Here is a 23,862-nt window from a genome sequence, read left to right as displayed (position 1 = left end):
CGGCAATGATCGCGGCGGCACGCGCGGCGATCGGTACGCCCACACGGGTGCAGGGTCGGGTCGCGGGCCTTGCGCTCGACTGCGTCGGATTGGCAGCGCTGGCGGCGCGTGCCGGCGGCGTCCGGTTCGAGATTCCGTCCGACTATTCCTTGCGCAGCGACAATCGCACACGCCTGATCGAAGGCATGATGGCCAATGGCTTTCTTCCCGTCGAAACGGCGCGTCCCGGCGATATCGTGCACGTGGAGGTCGGACCGGGACATCATCATCTGGCGGTGCAAACGGAGCAGGGCGCAGTGCATGCCGACTTCGGCGTTGGGCGCGTGGTGGAGGCGGAGCTGCCGCCGGGTTGGCGCACACTCTTCGTCTGGCGGCTGGAGGGCGAGGAAAGATGAGGGCTCCACCGTCAATGATGCGGCGGCGCGATGGCAATGGCGGGAGGCGGAAATATGGCTAGCGTTGTTCTGACAGCGGTCGGGGGAGCCGTCGGAGGCCCCATCGGTGCCGCGATCGGCAATGTCGTCGGCCAGCAGATCGATGGCCATGTGCTGTTCAGACCGAAGGGGCGGGAAGGTCCGCGCCTGTCGGATCTGGCAATGCAGGGCAGCGATTACGGATCACCGCTGCCACGCCATTATGGAACGGTCCGCAGCGCGGGGACGGTTATCTGGTCGTCCGGGCTGAAGGAAACCGCCCACCGGTCGGGGGGAGGAAAGCGGTCGGGAGGGCGGACGACCACCTACAGCTATTCGGCAAGTTTTGCCGTCGCCTTTGCAGGCCGCCGCATCGAACGCGTCAATCGTATCTGGGCGGACGGCAAATTGCTGCGCGGGGCGGCGGGCGACATGCTGTCGGGTGGGACAGTGCGCATCTATCAAGGTACGGAACGGCAGAGGCCTGACCCGTTGCTGCAGGCCGAACTGGGCATTGGCAGTGCACCGGCCTTTCGCGGCCTGGCCTATGCCGTTTTCCAGGATCTGCAATTGGCGGACTATGCCAACCGGATCCCGAATTTGAGTTTCGAGATCGTCGCCGACGGCAGCGCGACCGGCGATCTGATCGTCGGGGATCTGGTGCGGGCGGTGGGGGGTCGGGCAGATGCATCCGGCCTTTCCGGTGAAATGACCGGCTATTCCGCCTCTCGCAACAGCGATCTGGCCGCGATACTTGCCGGGCTGTCGGTCGTTACGCCATTTTCGGTAAGTTCCAGCGCCGAGGGGCTGAAATTTTCAGTCCGCAGGAGCGGAGACCGCTATTCGTTGAACGCTGGATCGTTGCTGCCGGATCGTGACGATCGGAAACATATTGGCGAGCGCCGCCGCACTGGCGAAGAAACCCTGCCCGGCGCACTGACGCTGACCGCGAACGACCCGTCGCGGGATTATCAGCCGAGCGTGCAGCGTGCAGTACGCGCCGGTTCGGGCGGCCTCGATATCCATTTCGACCTACCGGCTAGTCTGACCGCCCCTGAAGCGAAACAGGTCGCTGAAGCGCAATTGGCGGAGATGTGGGGGCGAAGAGCAGATGCCGTGCGGCGCCTGCCGCTTTCCGCGCTCGTTCTGGAACCCGGCGATCTGCTGAGCGTGGAGGAGGAGGCGATTGGTGGAGGCGATTGGCACGTCAGGCAGACAGCGGTGGAAGCCCTCGGCCTGACCGTGCAACTGGAGAGGCGGCGGGGGCGGCGCGCGTCCTGCCCCCCGCCGATTCCGGCGTGTCGCTGCAGCAGCCCGACATACCGCAAGGGGCTACCGAGTTGATGGTATTGGAGCTGCCGCCGATCGGGGGCGAGCCGCGCGACGAGGTGCGCCTGTGGGTCGCGGCGGGGGGCAGCAGCGCCGGCTGGCGACGCGCGGAAATTTGGGCGAGCCCGGATGCGGGGGCGACCTGGCAATCGGTGGGCATCGCCAGCACCGCAGCCAAGATGGGGGTCGTGCAAGATGTCCTGCCGCCTGCAGATTGGGCCGCGTGGGACGAGGTATCCCATGTGACGGTCGAATTGATCGACGATCAATCCTTGCTGACAGCGAGCCGCGACGCGGTGCTGGGCGGCGCCAACATGGCGCTGGTGGGCGAAGAACTGGTGCAGTTCGCCCGTGCCGAACAGATAGATGCGCGCCTGTGGCGGCTGTCCGGCCTGCTGCGCGGGCGCCGCGGAACCGAAGCAGCCGTGGCTGGGCACAGTCCTGGAGAACGGTTCGTGATGATCGAACCCGAGGCGCTGTTCCCGCTCGACCTGCCGCTGACGCAAGTGGCGGGCGAGCTGCGGGTCAAGGCGGTTGGACCGAATGACTCCCTGCCTGTGACCGAAGGTGTGACACTGACGGTGAGCGGGCGCGCGCTGCGGCCGCTGTCGCCCGTTCATCTGGACGTGGCCCCGGGCGAGGAAGGTGATCTGACATTCCGCTGGAAACGACGCAGCCGTATCGGCTTCGCCTGGACCGACGGGGTCGACGCTCCATTGGGAGAAGAAAGCGAAGCCTATGCAGTCCGCATAACGTCGGACGGATACACTATCGAGCGGATAAACCATGCGCCCTCGTTGCTGCTGACCGCCGCCGACCGACAGGCAGCATTCGGTAGTGCAAGTGGAAGCCTGGCCGTCGAGGTACGCCAGCTAAGCCCGCTGGTGGGCGGCGGTGCCGCGGCAACCCGTATTTTCACCGACCTGTAAATTGCAAAGAGGGACTGGAATGACGGAGATGACCGAACGACTGCACCTGCCGCTGCTGCAGGTTGCGCAGGCGCAGAAGGAGGTAACCCATAATGAGGCGTTGCTGCGACTGGACCGCTGGAGCCACCCGCGCATTGCGAGCCGCACCGTTGCGGTTCCACCGGCAGAAGCCGAAATGGGGCGCGCGTGGATCGTCCCGGACGACGCTGACGGGGACTGGGCCGGGCGCGCGGGGCAGATCGCAGAATGGGACGGTCGGTGGACATATATGACGCCAGCACCGGGCCTGCTGATCTGGCTTGAGGACGAAAACGCACTGGTCCTGTATGACGGGACCGGTTGGGGCGGCGGCGGTCTGCCAGTAGTGGGGCTCTCGGTCGGGGGAAGAACGATGCTGTCGACCGCGCCTGAAACTGTCACCAGCCCGATAGGGGGAGCCGTCATCGACATCGAAGCGCGCGCCGCGATAGATGCTCTGCTTGCAAATTTTCAAACGCTGGGGCTGGTCGCCGCTGGCAGCAGCTAACAAGTGATGCTTATTTGCAACATTCCCGTCACTTTCAAAACTTGCGCTAGAAAAAATTGAACTATACATCGCGGCAGACGTATTCAAAGCTGGAATTCGTTTGACCATGAAAGGGGAATTCAATGCGTAGACTAGCCCTCGCAGCGGCCCTTGCCGGGACCGCCCTGGCAAGTCCGTCGCTCGCTCGTGACAATGCCTGGTATGTCGGACTGGAGGGCGGTGCCCTTCTTGCCGAAGATGCCGACTTTGAAATTCGCGGTGACGTCGATGGTGACAATGACTTCACGATCGACAGCAAATATGGCTTCGATGTCGATGGCATCGTTGGCTATGACTTCGGTATGTTCCGTACCGAGTTCGAACTTGGCTACAAAGAAGCCAATGTCGACGAAGTAAACCTGAACGTTTCCCCGGGTGGTGGCACCATCATCGGTGGTGGCGGTGAATCCGACCTTGCAGGCGGAGGTTACACCACCGGCAATTTCGTCAATGGCGACGGCGCGACCCAGGTTCTCAGCTTCATGCTGAACGGTCTTCTCGACTTCGGTGGTGAAGATGATGCGTGGGGCGGCTCCATCGGTGCCGGTGTCGGCATCACCCGCACCAAGGCTGATATCTATCAGCTGGCCGAGGGTGGCGCTGCATTCGTCGATGACAGCGATACGGGCGTTGCCTTCCAGGTAATCGCTGCTGTTCGTCGTGCGATCACGGACAATCTGGATCTGGGTCTGAAGTATCGTTACTTCAACGATCCCGACAACAACTTCGTCGGTGTTAATGGAGTTGGGTATAACGGCAATCAGTTCGCGACGCACTCTCTGCTGGCGAGCGTGATCATGAACTTCGGCGAGCCAGAGGCACCTCCTCCCCCGCCGCCCCCGCCGCCTCCTCCTCCTCCTCCGCCTCCGCCGCCTCCTCCGCCTCCGCCTCCGCCTCCGCCGCCTGCGGACAACTTCCTGGTCTTCTTCGACTGGGATGAGTCGGACATCACGTCGGAAGCTGCGGATACGCTCAACCGTGCGGCCACTGCCTATACTGAAGGTGGTTCGGCCAGCGTCACGCTTGCCGGTCACGCCGACAAGTCGGGTAGCGCGAGCTACAATGTCGGTCTTTCGCAGCGCCGTGCAGATGCGGTCCGCGAATATCTGGTCGGCCGTGGCGTTCCCGAGGGCGTCATTTCGACGGAAGCATTCGGCGAGAGCCGTCCGCTTGTCGAAACCGCTGACGGTGTGCGCGAGCCGCAGAACCGCCGCGTGGAGATCAATTTCGGCGGCGCCGGAATGTAATCTCCCAAGGGAGGGTCGGGCGGTTCGCCGCCTGCCCCACCTGGCTGAATTGGAAGAGGGTCGCTCCTGCTGGAGCGGCCCTTTTTCTTTGGCTCAGGAATGGGGCCTTGGCGGCGCCTGGCTTCGTCGCGAAGTGCGGCACATCCAAGCGGTTATAGGGATCTTTGCCAGACGCAGCCTATCACGCCCTGATCGGCGGCAGGGCGCGGGCTGGTGCGGCAGGAATAGCCGCACAGAAAAAGGCCGCTCACCCCAATTGGGGCGAACGGCCTTTTCGCATTTTAAAATTTAAAAGGTCAGCCGAATACTTTGCCCAACTGCATGGCGACGGACATATCGCCATCGATCTTCAGCTTGCCCTGCATAAAGGCCATCTGGGCATTCATGTCACCGGCTGCGATCTTCTCAAAATCGTCTTTTGAGAGTTTCACCGTGCAATCGGTAGGCAGATCCTGGTTGTCGACGACCGCTGGCGACGCCTTGTCATCTATACGGACGATACCATCCGCATCGAAGTCGAACTTCACGCTCTTGTTCAGGCCGGCATCGGCGCCGACCCGCGCCTGCATGTTCTCGGTAATTTCTTCCAGGGTCATGTCCGTCTCCGATAAGTGGATATTAGTTCTGCGGTGCGGTCGAACCGTTATCAGCAGGGGGTGCTGCCTCTGCCTCAGCGGGCGGGGGCGTATCTTGACCCAACATATCGACGCCCGCGTCGGCGGTGGCGGGGTCCATCGTCGTCTCGACGCCGCCTGCCGCTACATCGACGTTCATGACATCAACGGTGGAGGCGTCGAAATCGCTCTCGACGTCGGCGCCGGCAGAACCGGCTGCGGTATCGCCGCCCTCATCCGAACTGTCGCCGCAAGCAGTGAGCGCCAGGAACGCGATTGCGATCGCTCCCTTGGCGAGATTTGCGCAATGTGAAGGGAAACGCCCGGTCATCCAGATAATCCTCCTGCATGTTATACTATTAGCGCCTAGCCCCAATGACGATAAGCCTCAAGAGCGGGACCCTATGAGTAGAAGCAGGCGGGAATTGGCCGGGCGCCATTGCGCCCCTTTAGACGAGGGCATCCGCGATGGAACAGGCGGCCGGTCCCAGAATGACCACAAAGAGAACGGGCAGGATGAAAAGGATCAACGGGATTGTCATGATCGCCGGCAGTCGCGCTGCCTTCTCCTCTGCCTTCATCATCCGTTCGTTACGAAATTCGGCGGAAAGAACGCGGAGGGCCGAAGCGAGCGGCGTGCCGTATTTTTCGGTCTGAACCAGCGTCGTCACGACGCCGCGCAGCGCGTCAAGATCCACGCGCCGCGAAAGGTTCTCATAGGCTTCGCGCCGGTCGGTAAGAAAGCCAAGCTCAATCGCGGTAAGGGCAAATTCGTCCGCAAGCTCTGGAAAGCCCCTTCCCAATTCGCGGGAAACGCGATTGAAGGCGGCATCGACCGTCAGGCCCGCTTCCGCGCAGATAACGAGAAGGTCGAGCGCGTCGGGAAGCCCCTTCCGAATTGCATCGGTACGTTTCGTGATGAGGTTTTTCAGATAGATATCGGGCGCCTTATAGCCGAGGAACAGCGATCCGCAGATCGCCAGCGTCTTCGTCATTTGTGAATAGTCGGCGCCCACACCCAGGCCGAACAACAGGAAGACCGCGACGCTGGCAAAAATGAAGGGGGCGACAAGGCGTGCGAACAGTAGTTTGACGACGGCATCCTTTGAGCGGATGCCTGCCTGCGACAGTCGTATTGCCGCTTCCTTGGCGGCATCGTTCTGCAGGACCTTCAGCCGTTTAAGTACGGACCGCATCTGGTCGGTTGCGTCGGCAGAGCGGCCGATCTTCGCGCGTGGGCGCGACGCGGTGATACCCGCCTTCAACTGTTCCCGGCGGTCCTGCAGGGCCTTTACCCGACCGCGCATCGGATCCTTAACGGTCGCCACGGACCAAACGGCAGCGAACATGGCGAGCGCGCCCACGGCGACCAGCAGCGTGACGATGTCGAGCGCCGTAAGCCCCAGAAGCAGGGGCTCGGTCGCCAGGTCCATATTCTTGTCCATCAGCGTGTCACCCCCGGCCTAGATTTCAAAGCTGACCATGCGCGCCATGATGAAGGCGCCAATGGACATCCAGACGAACGCGCCGGCGCCGATCACCATCAGCCGCGTATCGGTAAAGAAGCCACCGAGATATTCCGGATCGAGGGTGTAGATCATGGCGAACACAATGAACGGCAGAGACCCGACGATATAAGCGGATGCCTTCGATTCCGAAGACATAGCCCGGATCTTCAGCTTCATCTGCATGCGTTTTCTCAGCACGTCGGCAAGGTTCGACAGCGTTTCGGCAAGATTGCCGCCGGTTTCACGCTGAATCGCAAGGGTAATGACGAAAAACTGGAATTCTGGCGTACCGATGCGGTCGGCTGTTTCCTGTAGCGCGAGGTCCATGGTTCGGCCGATGCGCACCTTGTCGGAAACGCTGCGAAACTCCTGGCCTACCGTTCCCGGCACTTCCTGCCCGACGACGCTGATCGACTCCCCGACCGGCAGGCCCGAGCGGAGGCCACGAGTCAGCAATTCTATCGCATCCGGGAACCGGTGATTGAAGTCCTTCAGTCGCCGCTTGATGAGGATGCCGACCGTCGCATGTGGCACGGCCAGCCCCATGAGAACGCCCACGGCGATGCCCATGATGACGGGCATTCCTGCGGAAATCAGCGCCAAGGTGAGAACGACGCCGATCCCCAGAGTGGCAACGACATATTGTCCGACGCCCCAGCTTTTTCCGGTCTGCTGAAGCCGTTTCTTCAGTTCCGCCTTGTTCGGCAGGAAGCCTGAGAAGACGCTGTCCAGCCGCGTGTCGCGCGCGGCGACGATCCTGCGCATCTGCGCTTCGGCAATGACGTTCTTTGAGCTGGAATGACGCTCCCGAACCTTGGCCAGGCGCGTTGCTGCCTTGCGTCCGGTCTTGTCATTGGAAAACAGCACGATCAGAAGCGCCAAGGTTGAAAACACGCCCCCCGCGATCACCAGAAAGACAAGATCTCCGGTCATCCGATGCACTCCATCAAAACGCGGCCAAGACCGAAATATTCCGCCCGCTCATAGCAGGCCGGACGCATGCCCGTGGAGTTGAACTGTCCCACCAGTTTACCGGAATCGTCTTCACCTGTGTATTGATAGGTGAAGAGATCCTGCATGGTGATCACGTCACCCTCCATGCCCACGACTTCGGTAATGTGAGTGATGCGCCGGCCCCCGTCGCGCATGCGGCTGATCTGTACGACCAGATTCAGGGCGTCGGCGATCTGGGTACGTATCGCCTTTTGCGGCAGATTCAGGCCCGCCATGTTGATCATGTTTTCAAGCCGGGTAATCGCCTCTCGCGGACGGTTGGCGTGCAGCGTGCCGAGCGATCCATCATGACCGGTGTTCATCGCCGCCAGCAGATCGAATGCCTCCGGCCCGCGAACCTCGCCCAGGATGATGCGGTCCGGTCGCATGCGGAGTGCGTTCTTGACGAGGTCGCGCATGTTGACGGCGCCCTTGCCCTCAAGGTTGGCGGGGCGCGTTTCGAGACGGACGACGTGAGGCTGCATGAGTTGCAGTTCGGCTGCGTCCTCGATCGTTACGATCCGCTCGCCCGGGTCGATATTGCGGGAGATCGCGTTCAACATCGTTGTCTTGCCGGAGCCGGTGCCGCCGGAGATGAGGATATTCAGCTTGATGCGGCCAGCGATGTTGAGGAATTTCGCCATCGCCGGGCTGAACGAGCCGAATCCCAGCATTTTTTCCAAGGTCAGCTTGTCCTTGGAAAACTTACGAATCGATATGGAGGCGCCGTCGATCGCAAGAGGCGGGATAACGACGTTGACGCGGCTGCCGTCGAGCAGGCGGGCGTCGCATATGGGACTGGTTTCGTCGACACGGCGACCGACGGCGCTGACGATACGTTGGGCGATATTCAGGAGGTGCGAGTCGTCGCGAAACTCGACGCCCGACAGGGTCAGCTTGCCTGCCTTTTCGATGTAGACGGTCTTGGGCCCGTTCACCATGATTTCCGTGACGGTTTCGTCATTCAGCAGCGGCTCCAACGGACCGAGGCCGAGCATGTCGTTAAGGAGAAGCGTGACGAGATCGCGCTGTTCGCGCGTGTTCAGGCTCATTTTCTCCTGAACGAGGATTTCTGAAATAACTTCGGAAACCTGCTCTGCCAGTTCGCCGCGTTCCATCTCGGCGATGACGCTGGCATCGATCCTTTCCATGAGTATTGGCTGGATATGCGCCTTGGCGGCGATGACCGACTTGTCGCTTGCGGCGGATGCGGCGGTCTTCTTGGCGGCGACCTGGGTGTCCAGCCCGCCAATCTTGTTCAGTAGTTCGTTCAGAAGCACGGTGACAGTGTCCCGCACCTCCGCATCTTCCATTTCCCGGCGTTCGCTGCCTGCGATCCTGCGAATATGGTCTTCCATCCGCGCGGCAAGTTCGCCGCGCGCCGTCTGCTTCGCTTGCTCGCGAGGGAAGAGATCTTCCAGTTGGGGGGAGATCAGCGCGTGGATGTCCCAGACGCAATTTTCCGTGCTGCGGCCCCGCTGTGGAGCGGCATCCGCCGGGGCAGCGGCGGCAGGTGCTGCCGGTGCCGCAGGCGGGACACTGACGAGCGGTCGGCGACCAGAATCGGCCCCTGCTTGCCCGAAACCTTCAGGAGAGGCCTTCTTCAGCGCGCCCGCGCGTTTGCCGAAACCTGCTGGGGACATAGTTACGTCCTTGCCCTACTTTTTGCCGCTCGCCTTGGCCGCGCCCTTGGAAGGCAGGAGCGACCGCACCTTCCCCATGAAGCCATCGGCACGTCCCTCGTCCTCGGCGACGCTGGAAGAGACCGCAGCGAGAATTTGAAGCAGTCCGCTCTGCAGCTTGCCGGAGGAGATGGCCGCCAACGCCTTGCCCTGCTTTGCCGCGTCCACCGCCTGCTTCACATCAAGCGGCAGAATGATGTCGACCTTGCGTTCGATGGAGGCTTCAAAATCCTTTTTCGCCACTTCCGGAGGAGGTGATGTGGACACGCGGTTGGCGACGATCGTGACCTTCGCCTGCGGCGCCGTCATGCGGATAAAGCCGAGCAGACGGATGGTGTCGCGCGTGGAGGCAAGCGACTGTTCCGTAACCATAATGATGTGGTTCAGGTCGGTAACGAGCTGTGGATTCTGCACCGCCATCAGCCGCGGGATATCGACGACAGTCGCTTCGAAAGCGCTGGTCAGTTCCTCCTGCAATTGGTGGAGCGCAGTGCCATCGGCCAAGAGCGGCTGATTGATCGGCGCTTCCGCAGACAGCACCGCCAGCTTGTCATTGACCCGCGTCATGGCGCGTTCGATGAACAGCCCGTCGATGCGGCTTGGATTTTCCAGGGCATCGACGAGTCCCCGGCCGGGCTCGAGATCAAAACTGAGCGCGCCAGTCCCAAACTGCACGTCCAGATCCAGAAGAGCCGTCGACCGATGGTCCTTGTCCGCGAGAAGCCACGCAAGCGACGTGGCGACAACGGAGGCACCTACACCACCGCGCGTTCCGATAACGCCGATGCTCATGTGCGGCTTGTCTTCTGTCGACGCATGGGCGTCGTGCTTGGGGCCTTGCAGGATCAACTGTGCCTGTATGAAGCATTCCCGCAAGGCATCGGGCGTCACCGGCTTCACAAGGTAATCCTGAATGCCGCTTGCGATCAGGTCGCGGTAAAGATGTACGTCGTTAAGCTTGCCCGCCGCTATGACGATGGTTCCCGGCTCGCACACCTCAGCGAGGGAATTGATGTCGTTTAGTGGGTCGGAAGCATCCGACAGGTCGACCAGCAGAACGGTCGGTGATGCGGAAACGCTAAGCGTCTGAACGGCGTTGTGCAGGCCGCCCTTGTTTACCTTTTCCACGGGCCAGCCAAATTCGGGCACGACATTTCGTATGGTCGCGGCGAACTCGTCGTCACAAACGAACGCGGTGAAGGCTTCGCGGGTCGGCGCGGCATTGGGGTTGAACGGGGCGTTCATATCATGTCCCTTTCTTATTCGACCGAGCCGACGGAACTCGTGACGCTGTCGCGGGTGGCCTTCGCCAGCGCCGCCTCGACGGCCTTCACGGCACGTTCGGCGGTCACGCCAGCATGGGGCTTGCCGCTGACCAGGTCGTTCGGATCGGCAATCATCGCCGCCAGATTCTGGGAATAGGCGCAGCCATAATTGGACGTCTTTGACCCCACATATTCCGGATTCGACTTACGCCGATGGTCAGGGCATTCAGGGACGCTGGCGACGGACCGCACAATGACGACCCTTTCCATTCCCGCCGCGATGGCGGGCACCGTCGGGGGTGCGAAGCGGCTGAGCATCAGCCCCCGCATGCTGAGAATGCTTGCAATGGTTGCGCGGCGGGCCTCAGTTCCCGCGCCTGTCGGGCCGTCGACGCTGATCCGGTCACCATAACGGACGTCGACGCTGTCCAGCCATTGGTTGAGGCGATCAATTTCGGCAGTCGAAAATCCGCCGCCAGGCTGCACACCCATGTCGAGGGTCATGATGGTCTGCGTGACCGTCGGCACGTGTACGGATGCCACCTCCGGAGAGGCGGTGCCCGGTGTCTGGCAGGCCGAAACAAACGCCGCCAAAAGCGTGATCGATGCGGGGGCGAGAAGGCGGGTCATGCGCATTTTCCTGTTCCTTTTCATCACTGCATCGAAAAGCCGGGCGCGGCGGGGGGCGCGGCGGGTCCATCGGGGGGAAGCTGTGTCGCTTCTGCGGGAATACGGCTGGATTCCTCATAAGTGCGGCCCAGCAGCAAGCGCTCGGCATCGTTTGGCGCCCGCAGGCCATCCGTCGGCAAAGCCATGCGCCCAGACACCGGTTTCACCAGATACGGCGTGATTATGATCATCAGCTCGCTTTCGTTGCGGCGAAAGCTGTCGGATTTGAAGAGGGCACCCAGGATCGGAATGTCGCCCAGGAAGGGCACTTTCTCGCTGGAGGTGGAAAAACTGTTGCGGGTCAGGCCACCGATCATGAAGCTCTGGCCCGAGCCCAGCTCGACGGAGGTCTCCGCCCGACGGGTCGAAAGCGCCGGAATAGTCACGCCGTCGATCTGCACCGATCCCGCGTCCGTCAGTTCGGAAACTTCAGGACGAACGCGCATGGATATGCGATTGTCCGCGAGCACGGTGGGCGAGAAGGCGATCGAAACGCCATATTGTTTGAATTCGACGTTTGTGCCGTCATTGCTGACGGTGACGACCGGAAATTCGCCGCCCGCCAGGAAGCTGGCCGTTTCCCCAGACAAAGCCGTCAAATTTGGTTCAGCGAGGAGCGTCAGCAGGCCATCATTTTCGAGGGCGTCGATCGTGGCGTTGAAATCCAGACCCAGAAGGTCACCTGCAAGGAAAGATGATGCGCCGCTGCCGCTGACATTCAGCTGCCGTCCGGGGCTGTTCGGCCCGACGACGAAATCGCCGGCGCTGTTGGTAAAGCCGCGGCGGCCGCGTGTCAGGCCGAACAGGAAGTCGGACGAATCGTTGATCGCGCTAAAGCTGACGCCCAACTGCTTCAGGATGTTGCGGCTGACTTCTGCAAAACGAACGCGCAGGTTGACCTGCGCAGGGACGGCTGCCTGCAGCTTGTTGACGACCACTGTGTCGCCGGTGAAAGACTCGATCAGGCGCGTGGCTTCGCCGATTTCCTCGGGACTTGCGACGGTGCCGGTCAGCAGCGTCATGCCGTTCATCGTCAGCACCTGAATTTCGGAGCCGGGCATGGCGAGGCGCAGCATTTCGCGTATCTGGTCGATGTTGCGGCTGACGCGCACGGTCGCCGAATAGATATTCCGTCCCTGGTCGTCGGTCGCGTACAGGCTGGTTTCACCCGCCCCGCGTGCGAACAGGTAGACCTGCCGCTGCGATTTGATCTGCACGTCGGCGACACCCTGGTTCACGACGAAAATGTCGCTGATTGCCCGCGGCAGCGTGACCAGCGTGCCCTTGCCCTGCGATAATTCGATAACGCTGTCGGGTGTGGTCAGAACCGTCTGCGCGGTTTGTGCGGCCGCCTGTTCCGGCGCGCCGGCAAAGCCCAGCACCGTGGCGAACGCGGCACCTGCCAGTAGCGCGCCTTTGAAAAATCCATGCCCCATGATCATTCGCCCCCGAAGACGGTTGCCATACGCGGATCCGCCCGTTCATTGCTGCCATTGCCGACCTGCGGCCCCGGAATGGGACGTCCCGCGCTGTCGGTCGAATTCGCATTCGCCGCCGCGTCCAATTGCGAAACAAGCGTCGAAGGCAGCGTGACCTGCGATCCGTCAGCCGCCCTGACGACGACGTTCTGAACGTTCATTCCGCGGGTGACGCGCACGCGCGGCGCTTCCTCGCCATTCGGCAGGACGGGTTTCTTCTTGGCGGTGTATCCCGGAGGGCCGTTGGACCCTACCGCGAACCGTGAAACTTCACCGCCGGTGGTAAAGGTGCTGGAGGACGCGTCGGGCAATTGAAGCGCGGCCAGTTCCATGGCGGCATCTTCCATACTGGTCTGATCGTCGCCGACTTCGATATCGCCCCGGGCGATGGCCTCCTCCAGCTGCTGCCGACTGTCGGCCATGGCGCGGAGGGAGAAGCTGAGCGATCCGAGCGTCTGCGCGACAGCGATCTTTTCGACCATCTTGGGCATTACTTCGAATGTGATCGAGCTGCCGGTGCGGGCTTCGGCCTGGCCGCTATCATCCAGCCGCTGATCGATCGCCAGGACGCGAACGTTGCGGACGATCGTTTCCGTGACATTATAACTGTAGGCGATGTCGCCATTTTCGTCCCTCACGTCGACCTTGCCGTTCAGCAGCACGTCGACACGGTCGCCCGGGAAGATAAAGCCCGCCACGCCGGATATAGTATTCAGCGGCACGGTGACGGCCCGTTGACCCGGCTGCAGCGCTGCGGCCAGGAAGCCCCGCTCGCCGGGGCCGACGACGGCACGTTTCGTGATCGGCTGCCCGGCCGGGATCGAAAGTCGGACGACCTTGCCGACCAAGCTTTCCGCGCCGCCATTCTCATCGGTAAAATAGGCACCCTGCACCATGTCGGCGGGCCAGGGCTGGTAGCTGAAATGCTCTGCCGTGATGATCGTGCCGAGCGGCAGCACCTCTTGCGCAACGAGAACCTTCGGTCCTTTGGGCTCGGCAACCTGCATCACGGGTGCAGCGGACGCGGTCTGATTCGGCGACCCCAGCAGTGCGCGCACTGCAAATGCCGATATTCCCGCGACCAGCAATGCTCCGACGAGCAGGATGACCTTCTTTATATCCATGACCCCGATGCCCCTGATCTATAGGTACGCATGGGGCGTTATGCAGAGAATCGGTTAATAATCGGTTCGCCAAGAACAATTGCGGCCCCAACGGCGATGGCGACGCCATAGGGAATGCGGACGCGGCCCGGGCGACGGCGCAACCGATGCTCGGCCCATCCGATCAGTGTGACGAACAATCCCGCGATGGAAATCCAGACCAGCATTTCCATCAGCGGAATAAAGGGAAGCCAGAGCGCCAGCGCAATCTGTAGCTTCAAATCTCCGCCGCCCATCCAGCCGCGAAGCCACAATAACCCGAAGATTACTGCCACTCCGGCGGCGAGTGCAATCTGGACGCCCATCGCCTTCCAAAAGGGCACGTCTTGTGCGCCCCAATAAGCAAAGGCGAGGATTGCGACGGCGGCATTCAGCCAGTTGGGAATGCGCCGCGCCTTCAGGTCGCTGAAAACGGTCCAGCCCAGAAGAATCATCAGTGCCGCCAGGGCGCCCCAATAGACGAAAGTCTGCATGCGGCGGGGATAGACGCGAAGGTTGAAAAAGCCGTAACCATGCCCGCCTAATGATTCCCCACCCCTCACTCGACAGGCGAATCCGTATGCCGGACGGCGGTGTGACGCGGATATATGAGGCGGCGGATGGTGCGCGCCTGCGTACGGTTGGCTGGCCGGACCCGCCCACCGCCAAGGGGCACATACTCTTTGCGGGCGGCAAGCGCGATTTCATCGAACGGCACTCGGAAACCTATCACCGTCTGCTTGGGGCAGGGTACGGCCTGACCGCGCTCGATTGGCGTGATCAGGGCCTCTCCGCGCGGGGGTCGGTCCGTGACGATCGTCTGTTTCAGATGATGGCGGGCGATTTCAGGTTGATCGCCAAGGATGTCGCGGCGCTGCATCCGGCGCCATTGATCCTGATGGCACATTCCATGGGCGCGCACATGATGCTGCGCGTGCTGGCGGAGGACGCCGACCTGCGGGCAGCGACGGATAGCGCGATTCTGTTCGCGCCCATGCTGGGGATTGCCGCGCCGCTGCCATCATGGCTGATGGGGATGGTGGCAGGGGCGCAGACAATGGTGGGGAATGCGCGTGGCCGCCCGCCCGGGCAGCCCGAATATGGCCCCGTCTATCGGTCGCAGGCGCGCTGCGATCGTTTGACTACCGACCGGACGCGCTTCGATGAGGGGTTCAGCTTCATAGAGGCTGAATCCGGCCTTGCGGCGGGCGGGGCCAGCTGGGGCTGGCTCTATGGGGCCTATCGTTCGATGGTCGCGCTTACCCGTCCCGGCGTGCTGGAGGCTGTGGATACGCCCATATTGATCCTGCTTGGCAGCGATGAGCGAATCGTCGATCCCGCTGCCATTCGAAAGGCGGTCCGGCGCCTGCCCCATGCAAAGCTGCACATCATCACCGGCGGACGGCATGAACTGCAGCTGGAATCGGACAAGATACAGCAGCAGGTGTGGACCGCCGTGGACGATTTTCTGTCGTGATGGATTGCGACTATCTGATCGTGGGGGCCGGCATCGCAGGCGCCAGTCTTGCCTGGCACCTCGCGCCGCACGGTCGGGTAATTATCCTCGAAAGTGAGGATCATCCGGGCATGCATGCGACCGGGCGCTCGGCGGCGTTTTTCGCTGAAACCTATGGCGGCCCCGGTGTTCAACCCCTGACCACCGCTTCCAAGGCATTCTTTCACGCTCCTCCCGCAGGTTTCACGCAGGTACCGCTGATTCGCGAGCGAGGTGCGCTGCATGTCGCCCGGCCGGGTAGCGAGGCTGTGGAGGTGCTGATGCGGCAGTTCGCCGGAACGGGCGTTCATATAGAACGACTTGGTGCCGCCGAGACGCACGCACGAATGCCGCTGCTCGTGCCGTCGTGGAGTCGGCATTCCGCATGGGACCCTGAATGCTGCGATTTGGACGTTGCGGCGCTGCATGCAGCTTATCTTTCCGGAGCGAAGAAGCGCGGCGCGCGCCTGCTGGCCGCGTCTCCGATGCAGTCGGCGCAGCGTGTGGGGAACTCGTGGACGGTACAAACCGGCTCGGCGCCAGTGACAGCGCGCCTGATCATAAATGCGGCGGGCGCGTGGGCGGACGAGGTGGCGCGCCGGGCGGGTGTGTCGCCAATCGGGATAGCGCCGCTGCGGCGGACCATGCTTGCGGTGGAAATAGACCGGCCGATCGATCCAGACTGGCCCCTGACCGTCGACGCGGACGGCGAACTCTATTTCAAGGCCGAATCAGGCCATTTATGGATCACGCCGCATGACGAGGTTCCAGACCAGCCCAGCGATGCGCAGCCGGACGAACTGGCGATCGCGACCGCGATCGACCGGTTCGAACGCGCCAGTCTCGCACGGGTCAAACGCATAGTGCGCCGGTGGGCGGGCCTGAGGAGCTTCGCGCCTGATCGCTTGCCGGTATATGGCGAGGATCCGGCGGCACAGGGCTTTTTCTGGTGCGCCGGACAGGGCGGCTTCGGTATCCAGACTGCGCCTGCAGCCTCTGAAATGGCTGCGGCGATCGCTTTGGGCACGGATATAGCGTCGGGCGTGGACCCGGCGCGCTATGCACCGGGTCGTTTTCGTTAGCCCGTTATCCGGGTATGCGCGTTTTTATTTCGCGCTGCGGCGGCGGCGAATTCCGGCCAGTCCCAACAGACCGAGGCCCAGCAAACCAAGAGCTGCAGGCTCCGGCACCTCGCCTTCAAAAACATCCAGATTGATGAATTTGATTTTCAGGCTGTCAAAGGGGCTGCCTGCCGCGCCCAGATCGCCCGCGATCATGACGACATTACCGTAAGTGGAACCAAAATCGAAATTATCGGCGCTGACGAACTGTCCATCATAGAGAGACCCCGTCCAGAAATCGGTCTGAACGTCCAGATATGTCGACAGCGTGTTAAACTGGGTGGTGGGATCGATATAGCTGTCGAACCCCGTATCCACGCGGCCAACGGCCACGGAAACGTCGGCGTCGATCTGGCCTTCCTGATAATAGGCCGTCAGCCCGACTTCATCGGGGCGCACAAGCTGGTCGAATTGCAGCATGATGAAGTCGGTCGAATAACCATTGTCCATCGTATGCATGGGCGATCCGGCATTGGTGCCCTCGCCGCGATTGGAGACGCCAAGGCCGCCGCTATATTCGTTCAGCTGCGCGCTTTGTTTATAGCCCGAATCATAATTGGTGCCGGAATAGGCGAAGGCAGTCGCGCGCACATTTACGGTGCGGCCATTCCCGTCCATAACCTGATACAGACGGGCGTTTCCGTAGCCCCAGCCTTCTGTGCCGTTCTGATTTTCCAGATTGACGCTAAGCGGCGCCGCATTGGCAGTCCCTGCAAGCCCCAGCGCCATCGTGGCAGCCGCCAGCTTCAGAAGGTCTGTTCGGATTGTCATCTGTGGAATTCCTGTTTGCTTACCTGAAGGAACACAAAGCAAGGACCGTACCAAATTGCCACCATATTGATTTCGTTTCAAAAACGAAACGGAGGAAATCAAACTTGTAAAGTTTTCCGACTCTCCGACACTGGAGTCGCCGCCTGTTCGACTTGAACCTTACCTGAAAAGGTTAATAATTACGACATGAATAAAGCGGGGGCATCAACCAGCCGCGGCCAGAGCGCGCGCCTCCTCGATGGCGCGATTGGCCAATTGATCCGCCCGCTCATTTTCAGCGTGGCCAGCGTGGCCCTTGACCCAGCGCCAGTCGACATCGTGGCGGTCCGCCGCCGCAATCAGAGCTTGCCACAGATCGGCATTTTTCACCGGCTTTTTCGCCGCTGTCTTCCAGCCGTTGCGCTGCCAGCCCGCGACCCATTTCGTTATGCCGTCGCGAACATAGACGCTGTCGGTGGTCAGGCGCACGGTGCAAGGCCGCTTCAGCGCCTTCAGCGCCTCGATCGCGGCCATCAATTCCATGCGGTTGTTGGTGGTTTCCGCCTCGTACCCGTATAGTTCCCGCTCCCGCTCCCCCATGCGAAGAAGAGCGCCCCAGCCGCCCGGGCCGGGATTGCCCTTGCATGCGCCGTCGGTGAAGATTTCGACGATCGCGCTCATGCGGACCGATAATGGATTAGCCTGCTCGCAAAGGCCATTGGATCCTTGCGCGTGACCATCGCATCCGGCGGCGTATTGATCCAGTCATAGGCGCGGGTCAGCAGAAAACGCAGCGCGGCGCCCCGCGCGAGCCCGGTAAACGCGGCCTCCTCCGCCTCTGACAAGGCACGATGCTGCCGATAGCCGTCGAGAAGGGCGGTCGACACGTCTTCACCGCGCCATCCCCCCTCGTCGTCGAAAGCCCAAGAGGCATGGGTGACCGCCAGATCATATGCCAGCCTGTCCGTACAGGCGAAATAGAAGTCGATCAGCCCGCTGATCTCTCCCTCAAGCACCAGGACATTGTCGGGAAAGAGGTCGGCATGGACAATGCCGACAGGAATGTCGTCCGGCCGGTGTGACCGTTGCCATTTGAGTTCGTCCTCGACGAGAGCGGGCAGGGAGGGATCGATTTCCTGCAAATGTCCAGCGCATGCCGCAGCAAGATCCTCCCATCCGGCCAGAGACAGGCTATTCGGTCGTGTCCCGGTAAAATCTGCCGCACCGAGGTGCAATTCCGCCAGCGCCGCTCCCGCCCGCTTTGCAAGGGCGGGGGTTACATCGGTGACGGAAACCCCCGGCAGAAATTCGATCAGACAGGCGGGCCGCCCCTCCAGCCTCTGCAGCGCGGTACCGTCCTTGTCCGTGATGGGGGCGGGCACGGGCAGCCCCTTGTCAGCCAGATGAGACGTCAGGCCCAGGAAAAACGGCAGATCGGCAAGCTCCACGCGCTTTTCGTAAAGGGTCAGGATGAAGCGCGCGCCGCGCCCGTCGGAGCCGGTGGTTTCCACCAGATAGTTCGAATTCTCGACGCCCTCGGCGATGCCCTTTGCGCTGACCAGATGGCCAACATCGTACCGCGTTAGAAATGCGGCAAGTGCCTCCGACGAAACCTTCGTATAAACCGCCATCAGGCTGCTGAAAGCATTCGTGGCATTTTGAAAACGACGTTCTCTTCTGCCGTGGTGATCGTTTCCAGTTCGACGTCGCGTCCTTGCGACAGGCGGTCGATCAGCTCCTGCACCAGAATCTCGGGCGCTGAAGCCCCGGCAGTAACGCCGATGGTTTGCGCACCGTCCAGCATTGCCTCGTCCAGCAGTTCCGCGCGTTGCAGCAATGCCGCGCGGGCGCCGCAGCGTTCCGCCACTTCGACCAATCTCAGCGAATTTGAGGAGTTGGGGGCGCCGATGACGAAAACGACATCGCAACGCGCCGCCATCGCCTTCACCGCCTCTTGCCGGTTCGATGTCGCGTAGCAAATATCCTCCCCCCGCGGCGCCTGTATATTGGGGAAGCGTTCCTGTAGCTTGCTGACCATTTCCGCCGTATCGTCGACGGAAAGGGTGGTTTGCGTCAGGAAGGCAAGGTTGTCTGGATCCGCGACCTGCACGCGTTGCACATCTTCCACCGTTTGGATCAGCGTCATCATTCCGTCCGGCACCTGGCCAAAGGTGCCGATAACTTCCGGATGGCCTGCATGGCCGATGAACAGGATGTGACGACCGCTCGCGATCAGGCGTTCTGCTTGCCTGTGGACCTTCGACACCAGCGGACAGGTGGCGTCGACATATAATAATTGACGCCGTTCCGCCTCTGCCGGCACGGACTTCGGAACGCCATGTGCGGAGAATATGACCGGGACGCCGTCCGGCACCTGATCCAGATTTTCGACAAACACCGCGCCCTTCTCGCGCAGCGAATCGACGACGAACTTATTATGGACGATCTCGTGCCGCACATAGACCGGGGCGCCATATTTACGCAGCGCGGTTTCCACTATCTGAATGGCCCGGTCGACGCCGGCGCAAAAGCCGCGCGGATTGGCAACAAGGATCTTCAGGGGGGCTTTGGGTTCGGGGGACGTAACAGGCATGGTCATCAGGTAAGGGTTTTCTTGCCGCTCCGAAAGGCGCTTCCTATAGCGTCGGATATCCTCGACGACAGTGAAAGCCGGTTTTATGCGCATGCAGCGTCTTTTGATACCCGCCGCCCTCCTCGGCGCGCTCGCCATCGGCGGGTGTAATCCGAACCCGCTACAGGTGGCGCGCAGCGCCTGTCCGGCGGTTGGCATATTGGGCTATACCGGCGATACGACGCTCTTCTCGCCAGAGGACAGCAGGGATGCCAGCGCCATCGACGTCACCGCGACCATCACCAATTTGCGGGCGCAATGCTATTCCGAAAATGGGCGCATCATCAGCCAGGCAAGCTATGACGTCCTGGCGACGCGCACGATCGCGGATGAAGAGCGTACGGTAACGCTGCCCGTGTTCAGCGCTGTCATGCGTGCCGGCGATCAGATCGTGTCGAAGGAAGTCGGCAGCGTCGCCGTGACGTTCCCCGCCGGTGCGCAGCGCGCGCAAACCAGCGCGACGGCGCGCGGCGATATTTCCGAGGCGGCGGCCACATTGCCCGAGGCGATCAACCAGGAAATCGACAAACGCCGCGAACCGGGCGACCCCGACGCCGCCGTCGACCCGCTCAGCCGACCCGAAGTCCGCGACGCGGTGCGCGACGCAAGTTTCGAACTTCTTGTCGGCTTCAATCTGGATGAGCGCGCACTGGCCTATAACGTCGCCAAATGATCAGTTCAGCCGCCGGCCCGGGGAAATCTCGTCGGGATCGGTACGGCAGCAAATGAGGGCGGGGCCATCCTGCGCCAGCGCTTCGGTCAGGGCAGCGTCGAACCCTTCGGTTTCCGTCACCGTCCACCCTTTCACGCCAAAGCTCTCCGCATAGGCCGCAAAGTCGGGATTGGTCAGCGCGGTCCCCGACTGGCGGCCGGTGAAATCGCGTTCTTGGTGCATGCGGATGGTACCGAACTGCGCATTGTCGACGACGATGAAAAGCACATTTGCCCCGTAACGCGCGGCGGTCGCCAGCTCGCTGCCCGACATCAGGAAGTCGCCGTCCCCCGCTACGCAGACGGTGCGCGTAGCCCGGATCAGGGCGGCGGCGATCGCTGCCGGAACGCCATATCCCATCGCGCCTGATGTGGGCGCCAGCTGGGTGCCGAGTTGGCGATGATGATGAAACCGGTGCAGCCATGAGGCGAAATTACCGGCGCCGTTCGCATAGGCCGTGGCGGCGGGCAGTTTGCGCGACAGCGTTTGGATGACTGCCGCCATGTTCACGCCGGATTGAACAGCCGTGGCCTGTGTCCAAGCCTCGTAATCTGCCCGTGCGCCGCTGCACCAGTCCATCCCCCGGCCACCAGCCCCCCTGCGCCCTATCTCCGCCAGTGCGGCGCAGGCCGGACCGATCGACGATTGCATGGCGAGCGCCGGGCGGCGGACATTGCTCAGCGTATCGGCGTCCGGGTGGATATGAACGAGCCTTTGCGCAGGCACCGGCGTCGCTGGCAGGGTGTAGCCTAGGCTGGTCACCTCACCCAGGCGCGTGCCCAGCGCCACGATCAGATCGGACGATTCGACCCGCTCCACCAGCTTCGGGTTCGCGCCGAGCCCTAGCTCTCCGGCATAATGCGGGTCGAGGTTGTCGAACCGGTCCTTTCGCCGCCACGAGGTAATGACGGGAATGTGCGCCGCTTCTGCGAACTGGCGCACATTCTCACAATCCTCCTCCCGCCAGCCCGGGCCGCCAAGCCACAATATCGGCCGCTCGGCGTCGGCCAGGAGGGCGGCCAGACTTTCCACGTCGGCAGGGGAGGGGGCGGACATTGCGGGGCGGGCGGCGATCTGAACCGCCTTCGGCGCCTCTTTCAGGAGGAGATCCTCCGGCAGGGTGACCACCACCGGACCCGGCCTGCCCGACACTGCCAGTGCGAAGGCCCGTGCCAGCACTTCGGGCGCGCGCTCTGGCCGGTCGAGCGGCATCACCGCCTTTGCAAAGGCGCCGAAGTACCGCGAATAGTCGATTTCCTGAAACGCTTCGCGCCCCACCATGTCCGTGCCGACGTCGCCGACGAACATGACCAGCGGCGTTGAATCCTGAAAGGCAGTGTGGATGCCGATGCTGGCATGCGTGGCGCCGGGGCCGCGCGTGACCATGCAGACGCCCGCGCGTCCCGTCAGCTTGCCATAGGCGTCCGCCATATTCGCGGCTGCGGCCTCGTGGCGGCAGGTGATCAGGTCGATCTGTTCCCTGGCGTCGTACAACGCATCGAGGACGGCCAGATAGGATTCGCCCGGCACGCAAAAGACATGGCTGGTCTTTTCAACCAGAAGGGCGCTGACGATGGTTTCGGCGACGGTCGGCATGGCGGGGTTCCTGTAGGCGAGGGGGCGGGGTTTGCCAGACCGCCGCCGCCACGTCACCCGCCGCTATGCCCCCCGTGTCCCCTGCAACGATGACAGCGCAGGGGATGGCCAGGCCCTAGTCACGCATTGCGATCAGCGCATTTTGCTGGGTTTCCCTGTTGTTCATGCGATAGGAAACCTCCCGCCCGGCGAAGGTACCGCGAACGAACCCGGATGAGGAAACCCGCAGCTTGAATGTTTCGCCAGTTTCGGGATGCTGGCCCGTCAGGCATAGGCGTCCGCTCGGGTGCCTGTGGCCGTCAACTTCGTACCCGGTGGCCTCTTCGGTAAAGTTGATTCGGCTTCCGCCCGGTGCGCTCTGCGCGAAGGATACCGTTGAGAGAAAGGCCGCTCCGAGGACGGCGAAGGTGCGGATTTTGATCATGTGCCTACTCCTGTTTGAAAGAAAGGGAGTTTCCCTCCTCTATTGTGCAGTGCAACATGACGGAGATTTTTCACCGTTGCCATCGCAGCGGCTGCAAGCGGATTTGCAGTTTTCGCAAGCAAGCTAAGTTTTTATTCAGGAAGAATAACCTAGTCATGGAAGTCGAGGTGTCTGCAAAGCCGGGGCGAGAGGCATCTGCTTTCTCCGTGCTGCACTGCGGCAATCGTGCTACAATGTGCGCCAAGGTTCGTTCGTACCGATGGCTCCGGCCGCAGCCGCCCCGTACGCCCACTGATTTTTTGGAAAGGTTCTTATGCGCCGTCTTCCCCCCACGGGGGCCCTCGAAGCGTTTCTTGCCGTTGCCCAGGGCGGCGGCACGCTGAAGGCTGCCTCGGAAGATCTTAATCTATCCATTTCCGCGCTCAGCCGCCGCATCCAGACCTTGGAGACGCATGTCGGCATGGCCCTGTTCGAGCGTCGACACCATGAACTCCGCCTGACGGATGCGGGCATGCGCCTGCTGGATGCCGTGAACCCACTGTTCGATGGCTTGCATGCCATTCTTGAGGATCTGCGTGTCGAGCATGAGGACAGCCTGAACATCGGGGTTCCGCCGTCCTTTGCCAGCGCCTGGTTGATTCCCCGGCTGCAGCGCTTTCGCGATTTGCACCCGGACGTTGCCCTGAATCTCGATTCCTCGGGCTCGCCCATAGCCAAACTCGGCATGAGCCTGGATGCGATCATCCTGTTTGCCGAGGAGAAGCAGCATAATCTCGATATGCGCGAACTGAAGCCGCAACGGGCTTTCGCGGTTGCCGCCCCCGGCATCGTCGATCCGCGTTCAGGTGTTCGCGCGTCGCTTTCGCGTCTGCCTTTGCTGCTGCATCGCGGACTGCCGCAGGTGCTGCCCTCATGGCTTGCCACGGTAGGAATGACCGACATCGCGCCCCGGCGGATCGAATATTATGACGATGGCCCGCTGATGGTCGCGGCGGCCGAAAGCGGCCTTGGCATCGCCCTGGTGCTGGAGGATATGGTCGCCTTCTACCCCGGCGTGGCGCGTCTGGTGCGGCCCTTTGGGGAGCGGGCGCCAACCCCCTATAGCTATTATCTTGCGACGAAATCGGCGGGCGGCAGCACACGTGCCCTGCGCTGGTTTCGCGACTGGATTCTTGCCGAGGCGGCCCGGGACGAAGCGAAGACCGCCGCCGCACTGCCCCAATAAGCGACCGGCCAACAAAAAAATGGCCAGCCCTTCGAAAAGGGCCGGCCAAGTCAATCCTTGGGGAGGATCGCCC

25 protein-coding genes are annotated in these 23,862 nt (G+C 62.0%); 9 read left to right on the top strand and 16 right to left on the bottom strand.

Features of this window, described 5'->3' with window-relative positions; translation table 11 throughout:
• Nucleotides 1–5 precede the first annotated feature (5 nt).
• From ACSMXM_RS10395 to ACSMXM_RS10375, 5 genes are all read left to right on the top strand, one after another.
• Entirely contained in the window at nucleotides 6–395 is a 390-nt protein-coding gene (locus tag ACSMXM_RS10395) for a peptidoglycan endopeptidase (RefSeq protein ID WP_460315918.1), read from the top strand.
• Nucleotides 396–449: 54 nt separating this feature from the next.
• Nucleotides 450–1,757: a phage tail protein gene (locus ACSMXM_RS10390; protein ID WP_460315916.1), complete on the top strand. Its 1,308-nt coding sequence runs from the start codon at nucleotides 450–452 to the stop codon at nucleotides 1,755–1,757.
• Nucleotides 1,757–2,671, top strand: coding sequence for a GTA baseplate fiber-binding domain-containing protein (locus tag ACSMXM_RS10385; protein ID WP_460315915.1), 915 nt, complete (start codon nucleotides 1,757–1,759; stop codon nucleotides 2,669–2,671). The genes ACSMXM_RS10390 and ACSMXM_RS10385 overlap by 1 nt, the downstream gene beginning before the upstream one ends.
• A 19-nt stretch (nucleotides 2,672–2,690) precedes the next feature.
• Nucleotides 2,691–3,197, top strand: a complete 507-nt coding sequence (locus ACSMXM_RS10380) for a DUF2793 domain-containing protein (RefSeq protein WP_460315914.1) — start codon at nucleotides 2,691–2,693, stop codon at nucleotides 3,195–3,197.
• A gap of 122 nt (nucleotides 3,198–3,319) precedes the next feature.
• Nucleotides 3,320–4,483, top strand: a complete 1,164-nt coding sequence (locus ACSMXM_RS10375) for an OmpA family protein (RefSeq protein WP_460315913.1) — start codon at nucleotides 3,320–3,322, stop codon at nucleotides 4,481–4,483.
• A 296-nt stretch (nucleotides 4,484–4,779) separates the two neighbouring features.
• Here the strand turns inward: ACSMXM_RS10375 and ACSMXM_RS10370 are convergent, their stop codons facing one another.
• The 10 genes from ACSMXM_RS10370 to ACSMXM_RS10325 form a co-directional block, all read right to left on the bottom strand.
• Entirely contained in the window at nucleotides 4,780–5,079 is a 300-nt protein-coding gene (locus ACSMXM_RS10370) for an SCP2 sterol-binding domain-containing protein (protein ID WP_460315911.1), read from the bottom strand.
• Nucleotides 5,080–5,101: 22 nt separating this feature from the next.
• The gene (locus tag ACSMXM_RS10365; protein ID WP_460315909.1) at nucleotides 5,102–5,428 is read right to left on the bottom strand and encodes a hypothetical protein; all 327 of its coding nucleotides are present in this window, start codon (nucleotides 5,426–5,428) and stop codon (nucleotides 5,102–5,104) included.
• Between the two features lie 118 nt (nucleotides 5,429–5,546).
• Nucleotides 5,547–6,542 carry a type II secretion system F family protein gene (locus ACSMXM_RS10360; protein ID WP_460315907.1) on the bottom strand — a complete coding sequence of 332 codons (996 nt, stop codon included), beginning with the start codon at nucleotides 6,540–6,542 and terminating at the stop codon, nucleotides 5,547–5,549.
• Nucleotides 6,543–6,560: 18 nt separating this feature from the next.
• Complete coding sequence (locus ACSMXM_RS10355; RefSeq protein ID WP_460315906.1) at nucleotides 6,561–7,538, bottom strand: type II secretion system F family protein; 978 nt, start codon at nucleotides 7,536–7,538, stop codon at nucleotides 6,561–6,563.
• On the bottom strand, nucleotides 7,535–9,241 hold the full coding sequence (locus ACSMXM_RS10350) for a CpaF family protein (protein ID WP_460315904.1): 1,707 nt from the start codon (nucleotides 9,239–9,241) through the stop codon (nucleotides 7,535–7,537). The genes ACSMXM_RS10355 and ACSMXM_RS10350 overlap by 4 nt, the downstream gene beginning before the upstream one ends.
• A 15-nt stretch (nucleotides 9,242–9,256) precedes the next feature.
• A complete protein-coding gene (locus ACSMXM_RS10345) occupies nucleotides 9,257–10,525 on the bottom strand; it encodes a pilus assembly protein CpaE (protein WP_460315903.1) in 1,269 nt (422 codons plus the stop codon).
• 14 nt (nucleotides 10,526–10,539) lie between these two features.
• Entirely contained in the window at nucleotides 10,540–11,175 is a 636-nt protein-coding gene (locus ACSMXM_RS10340) for a CpaD family pilus assembly lipoprotein (protein WP_460315902.1), read from the bottom strand.
• Nucleotides 11,176–11,198: 23 nt separating this feature from the next.
• Nucleotides 11,199–12,650 (bottom strand): type II and III secretion system protein family protein, encoded by a 1,452-nt coding sequence (locus ACSMXM_RS10335; RefSeq protein ID WP_460315901.1) that lies wholly within the window; start codon nucleotides 12,648–12,650, stop codon nucleotides 11,199–11,201.
• A 2-nt stretch (nucleotides 12,651–12,652) separates the two neighbouring features.
• On the bottom strand, nucleotides 12,653–13,816 hold the full coding sequence (gene cpaB, locus ACSMXM_RS10330) for a Flp pilus assembly protein CpaB (RefSeq protein ID WP_460315900.1): 1,164 nt from the start codon (nucleotides 13,814–13,816) through the stop codon (nucleotides 12,653–12,655).
• A 38-nt stretch (nucleotides 13,817–13,854) separates the two neighbouring features.
• Nucleotides 13,855–14,328, bottom strand: a complete 474-nt coding sequence (locus ACSMXM_RS10325; protein WP_460315899.1) for an A24 family peptidase — start codon at nucleotides 14,326–14,328, stop codon at nucleotides 13,855–13,857.
• Between the two features lie 86 nt (nucleotides 14,329–14,414).
• On the opposite strand from ACSMXM_RS10325, the gene ACSMXM_RS10320 reads away from it, so the two are divergent.
• Nucleotides 14,415–15,311: an alpha/beta fold hydrolase gene (locus tag ACSMXM_RS10320; protein ID WP_460315896.1), complete on the top strand. Its 897-nt coding sequence runs from the start codon at nucleotides 14,415–14,417 to the stop codon at nucleotides 15,309–15,311.
• Complete coding sequence (locus ACSMXM_RS10315; protein WP_460316410.1) at nucleotides 15,311–16,411, top strand: NAD(P)/FAD-dependent oxidoreductase; 1,101 nt, start codon at nucleotides 15,311–15,313, stop codon at nucleotides 16,409–16,411. The genes ACSMXM_RS10320 and ACSMXM_RS10315 overlap by 1 nt, the downstream gene beginning before the upstream one ends.
• Before the next feature lie 24 nt (nucleotides 16,412–16,435).
• On the opposite strand, the gene ACSMXM_RS10310 is transcribed toward ACSMXM_RS10315, so the two are convergent.
• The 4 genes from ACSMXM_RS10310 to ispH form a co-directional block, all read right to left on the bottom strand.
• Nucleotides 16,436–17,221, bottom strand: coding sequence for a PEP-CTERM sorting domain-containing protein (locus ACSMXM_RS10310; protein ID WP_460315895.1), 786 nt, complete (start codon nucleotides 17,219–17,221; stop codon nucleotides 16,436–16,438).
• 204 nt (nucleotides 17,222–17,425) lie between these two features.
• On the bottom strand, nucleotides 17,426–17,881 hold the full coding sequence (gene rnhA, locus ACSMXM_RS10305; RefSeq protein ID WP_460315894.1) for a ribonuclease HI: 456 nt from the start codon (nucleotides 17,879–17,881) through the stop codon (nucleotides 17,426–17,428).
• The gene (thrB, locus tag ACSMXM_RS10300) at nucleotides 17,878–18,831 is read right to left on the bottom strand and encodes a homoserine kinase (protein ID WP_460315892.1); all 954 of its coding nucleotides are present in this window, start codon (nucleotides 18,829–18,831) and stop codon (nucleotides 17,878–17,880) included. Before thrB ends, rnhA begins: the two co-directional genes overlap by 4 nt.
• Nucleotides 18,831–19,799 (bottom strand): 4-hydroxy-3-methylbut-2-enyl diphosphate reductase, encoded by a 969-nt coding sequence (gene ispH / locus ACSMXM_RS10295; protein WP_460315891.1) that lies wholly within the window; start codon nucleotides 19,797–19,799, stop codon nucleotides 18,831–18,833. The genes thrB and ispH overlap by 1 nt, the downstream gene beginning before the upstream one ends.
• Before the next feature lie 79 nt (nucleotides 19,800–19,878).
• On the opposite strand from ispH, the gene ACSMXM_RS10290 reads away from it, so the two are divergent.
• On the top strand, nucleotides 19,879–20,505 hold the full coding sequence (locus ACSMXM_RS10290; RefSeq protein ID WP_460315889.1) for a hypothetical protein: 627 nt from the start codon (nucleotides 19,879–19,881) through the stop codon (nucleotides 20,503–20,505).
• Here ACSMXM_RS10290 and ACSMXM_RS10285 read toward each other — a convergent pair whose 3' ends face one another.
• Both ACSMXM_RS10285 and ACSMXM_RS10280 read right to left on the bottom strand, forming a co-directional pair.
• On the bottom strand, nucleotides 20,506–22,140 hold the full coding sequence (locus ACSMXM_RS10285; protein WP_460315888.1) for a thiamine pyrophosphate-dependent enzyme: 1,635 nt from the start codon (nucleotides 22,138–22,140) through the stop codon (nucleotides 20,506–20,508).
• A gap of 115 nt (nucleotides 22,141–22,255) precedes the next feature.
• Nucleotides 22,256–22,564 carry a hypothetical protein gene (locus ACSMXM_RS10280; RefSeq protein ID WP_460315887.1) on the bottom strand — a complete coding sequence of 103 codons (309 nt, stop codon included), beginning with the start codon at nucleotides 22,562–22,564 and terminating at the stop codon, nucleotides 22,256–22,258.
• 313 nt (nucleotides 22,565–22,877) lie between these two features.
• Between ACSMXM_RS10280 and ACSMXM_RS10275 the strand changes: the two genes are divergently transcribed.
• Nucleotides 22,878–23,789 carry a LysR substrate-binding domain-containing protein gene (locus tag ACSMXM_RS10275; protein ID WP_460315886.1) on the top strand — a complete coding sequence of 304 codons (912 nt, stop codon included), beginning with the start codon at nucleotides 22,878–22,880 and terminating at the stop codon, nucleotides 23,787–23,789.
• The last annotated feature ends 73 nt before the right edge of the window (nucleotides 23,790–23,862 follow it).

The sequence above is a fragment of the Pacificimonas sp. ICDLI1SI03 genome (assembly GCF_054740865.1).
This window is presented reverse-complemented; position numbering and strand designations above follow the sequence as displayed.

Bases quoted from the DNA above. Each gene is read 5' to 3' on its own strand.
- ACSMXM_RS10395 (WP_460315918.1), top strand. From the start codon at position 6: ATGATCGCGGCGGCACGCGCGGCGATCGGTACGCCCACACGGGTGCAG.
- ACSMXM_RS10390 (WP_460315916.1), top strand. From the start codon at position 450: ATGGCTAGCGTTGTTCTGACAGCGGTCGGGGGAGCCGTCGGAGGCCCC.
- ACSMXM_RS10385 (WP_460315915.1), top strand. From the start codon at position 1,757: ATGGTATTGGAGCTGCCGCCGATCGGGGGCGAGCCGCGCGACGAGGTG.
- ACSMXM_RS10380 (WP_460315914.1), top strand. From the start codon at position 2,691: ATGACGGAGATGACCGAACGACTGCACCTGCCGCTGCTGCAGGTTGCG.
- ACSMXM_RS10375 (WP_460315913.1), top strand. From the start codon at position 3,320: ATGCGTAGACTAGCCCTCGCAGCGGCCCTTGCCGGGACCGCCCTGGCA.
- ACSMXM_RS10370 (WP_460315911.1), bottom strand. From the start codon at position 5,079: ATGACCCTGGAAGAAATTACCGAGAACATGCAGGCGCGGGTCGGCGCC.
- ACSMXM_RS10365 (WP_460315909.1), bottom strand. From the start codon at position 5,428: ATGACCGGGCGTTTCCCTTCACATTGCGCAAATCTCGCCAAGGGAGCG.
- ACSMXM_RS10360 (WP_460315907.1), bottom strand. From the start codon at position 6,542: ATGGACAAGAATATGGACCTGGCGACCGAGCCCCTGCTTCTGGGGCTT.
- ACSMXM_RS10355 (WP_460315906.1), bottom strand. From the start codon at position 7,538: ATGACCGGAGATCTTGTCTTTCTGGTGATCGCGGGGGGCGTGTTTTCA.
- ACSMXM_RS10350 (WP_460315904.1), bottom strand. From the start codon at position 9,241: ATGTCCCCAGCAGGTTTCGGCAAACGCGCGGGCGCGCTGAAGAAGGCC.
- ACSMXM_RS10345 (WP_460315903.1), bottom strand. From the start codon at position 10,525: ATGAACGCCCCGTTCAACCCCAATGCCGCGCCGACCCGCGAAGCCTTC.
- ACSMXM_RS10340 (WP_460315902.1), bottom strand. From the start codon at position 11,175: ATGACCCGCCTTCTCGCCCCCGCATCGATCACGCTTTTGGCGGCGTTT.
- ACSMXM_RS10335 (WP_460315901.1), bottom strand. From the start codon at position 12,650: ATGGGGCATGGATTTTTCAAAGGCGCGCTACTGGCAGGTGCCGCGTTC.
- cpaB (WP_460315900.1), bottom strand. From the start codon at position 13,816: ATGGATATAAAGAAGGTCATCCTGCTCGTCGGAGCATTGCTGGTCGCG.
- ACSMXM_RS10325 (WP_460315899.1), bottom strand. From the start codon at position 14,328: ATGCAGACTTTCGTCTATTGGGGCGCCCTGGCGGCACTGATGATTCTT.
- ACSMXM_RS10320 (WP_460315896.1), top strand. From the start codon at position 14,415: ATGCCGGACGGCGGTGTGACGCGGATATATGAGGCGGCGGATGGTGCG.
- ACSMXM_RS10315 (WP_460316410.1), top strand. From the start codon at position 15,311: ATGGATTGCGACTATCTGATCGTGGGGGCCGGCATCGCAGGCGCCAGT.
- ACSMXM_RS10310 (WP_460315895.1), bottom strand. From the start codon at position 17,221: ATGACAATCCGAACAGACCTTCTGAAGCTGGCGGCTGCCACGATGGCG.
- rnhA (WP_460315894.1), bottom strand. From the start codon at position 17,881: ATGAGCGCGATCGTCGAAATCTTCACCGACGGCGCATGCAAGGGCAAT.
- thrB (WP_460315892.1), bottom strand. From the start codon at position 18,831: ATGGCGGTTTATACGAAGGTTTCGTCGGAGGCACTTGCCGCATTTCTA.
- ispH (WP_460315891.1), bottom strand. From the start codon at position 19,799: ATGACCATGCCTGTTACGTCCCCCGAACCCAAAGCCCCCCTGAAGATC.
- ACSMXM_RS10290 (WP_460315889.1), top strand. From the start codon at position 19,879: ATGCGCATGCAGCGTCTTTTGATACCCGCCGCCCTCCTCGGCGCGCTC.
- ACSMXM_RS10285 (WP_460315888.1), bottom strand. From the start codon at position 22,140: ATGCCGACCGTCGCCGAAACCATCGTCAGCGCCCTTCTGGTTGAAAAG.
- ACSMXM_RS10280 (WP_460315887.1), bottom strand. From the start codon at position 22,564: ATGATCAAAATCCGCACCTTCGCCGTCCTCGGAGCGGCCTTTCTCTCA.
- ACSMXM_RS10275 (WP_460315886.1), top strand. From the start codon at position 22,878: ATGCGCCGTCTTCCCCCCACGGGGGCCCTCGAAGCGTTTCTTGCCGTT.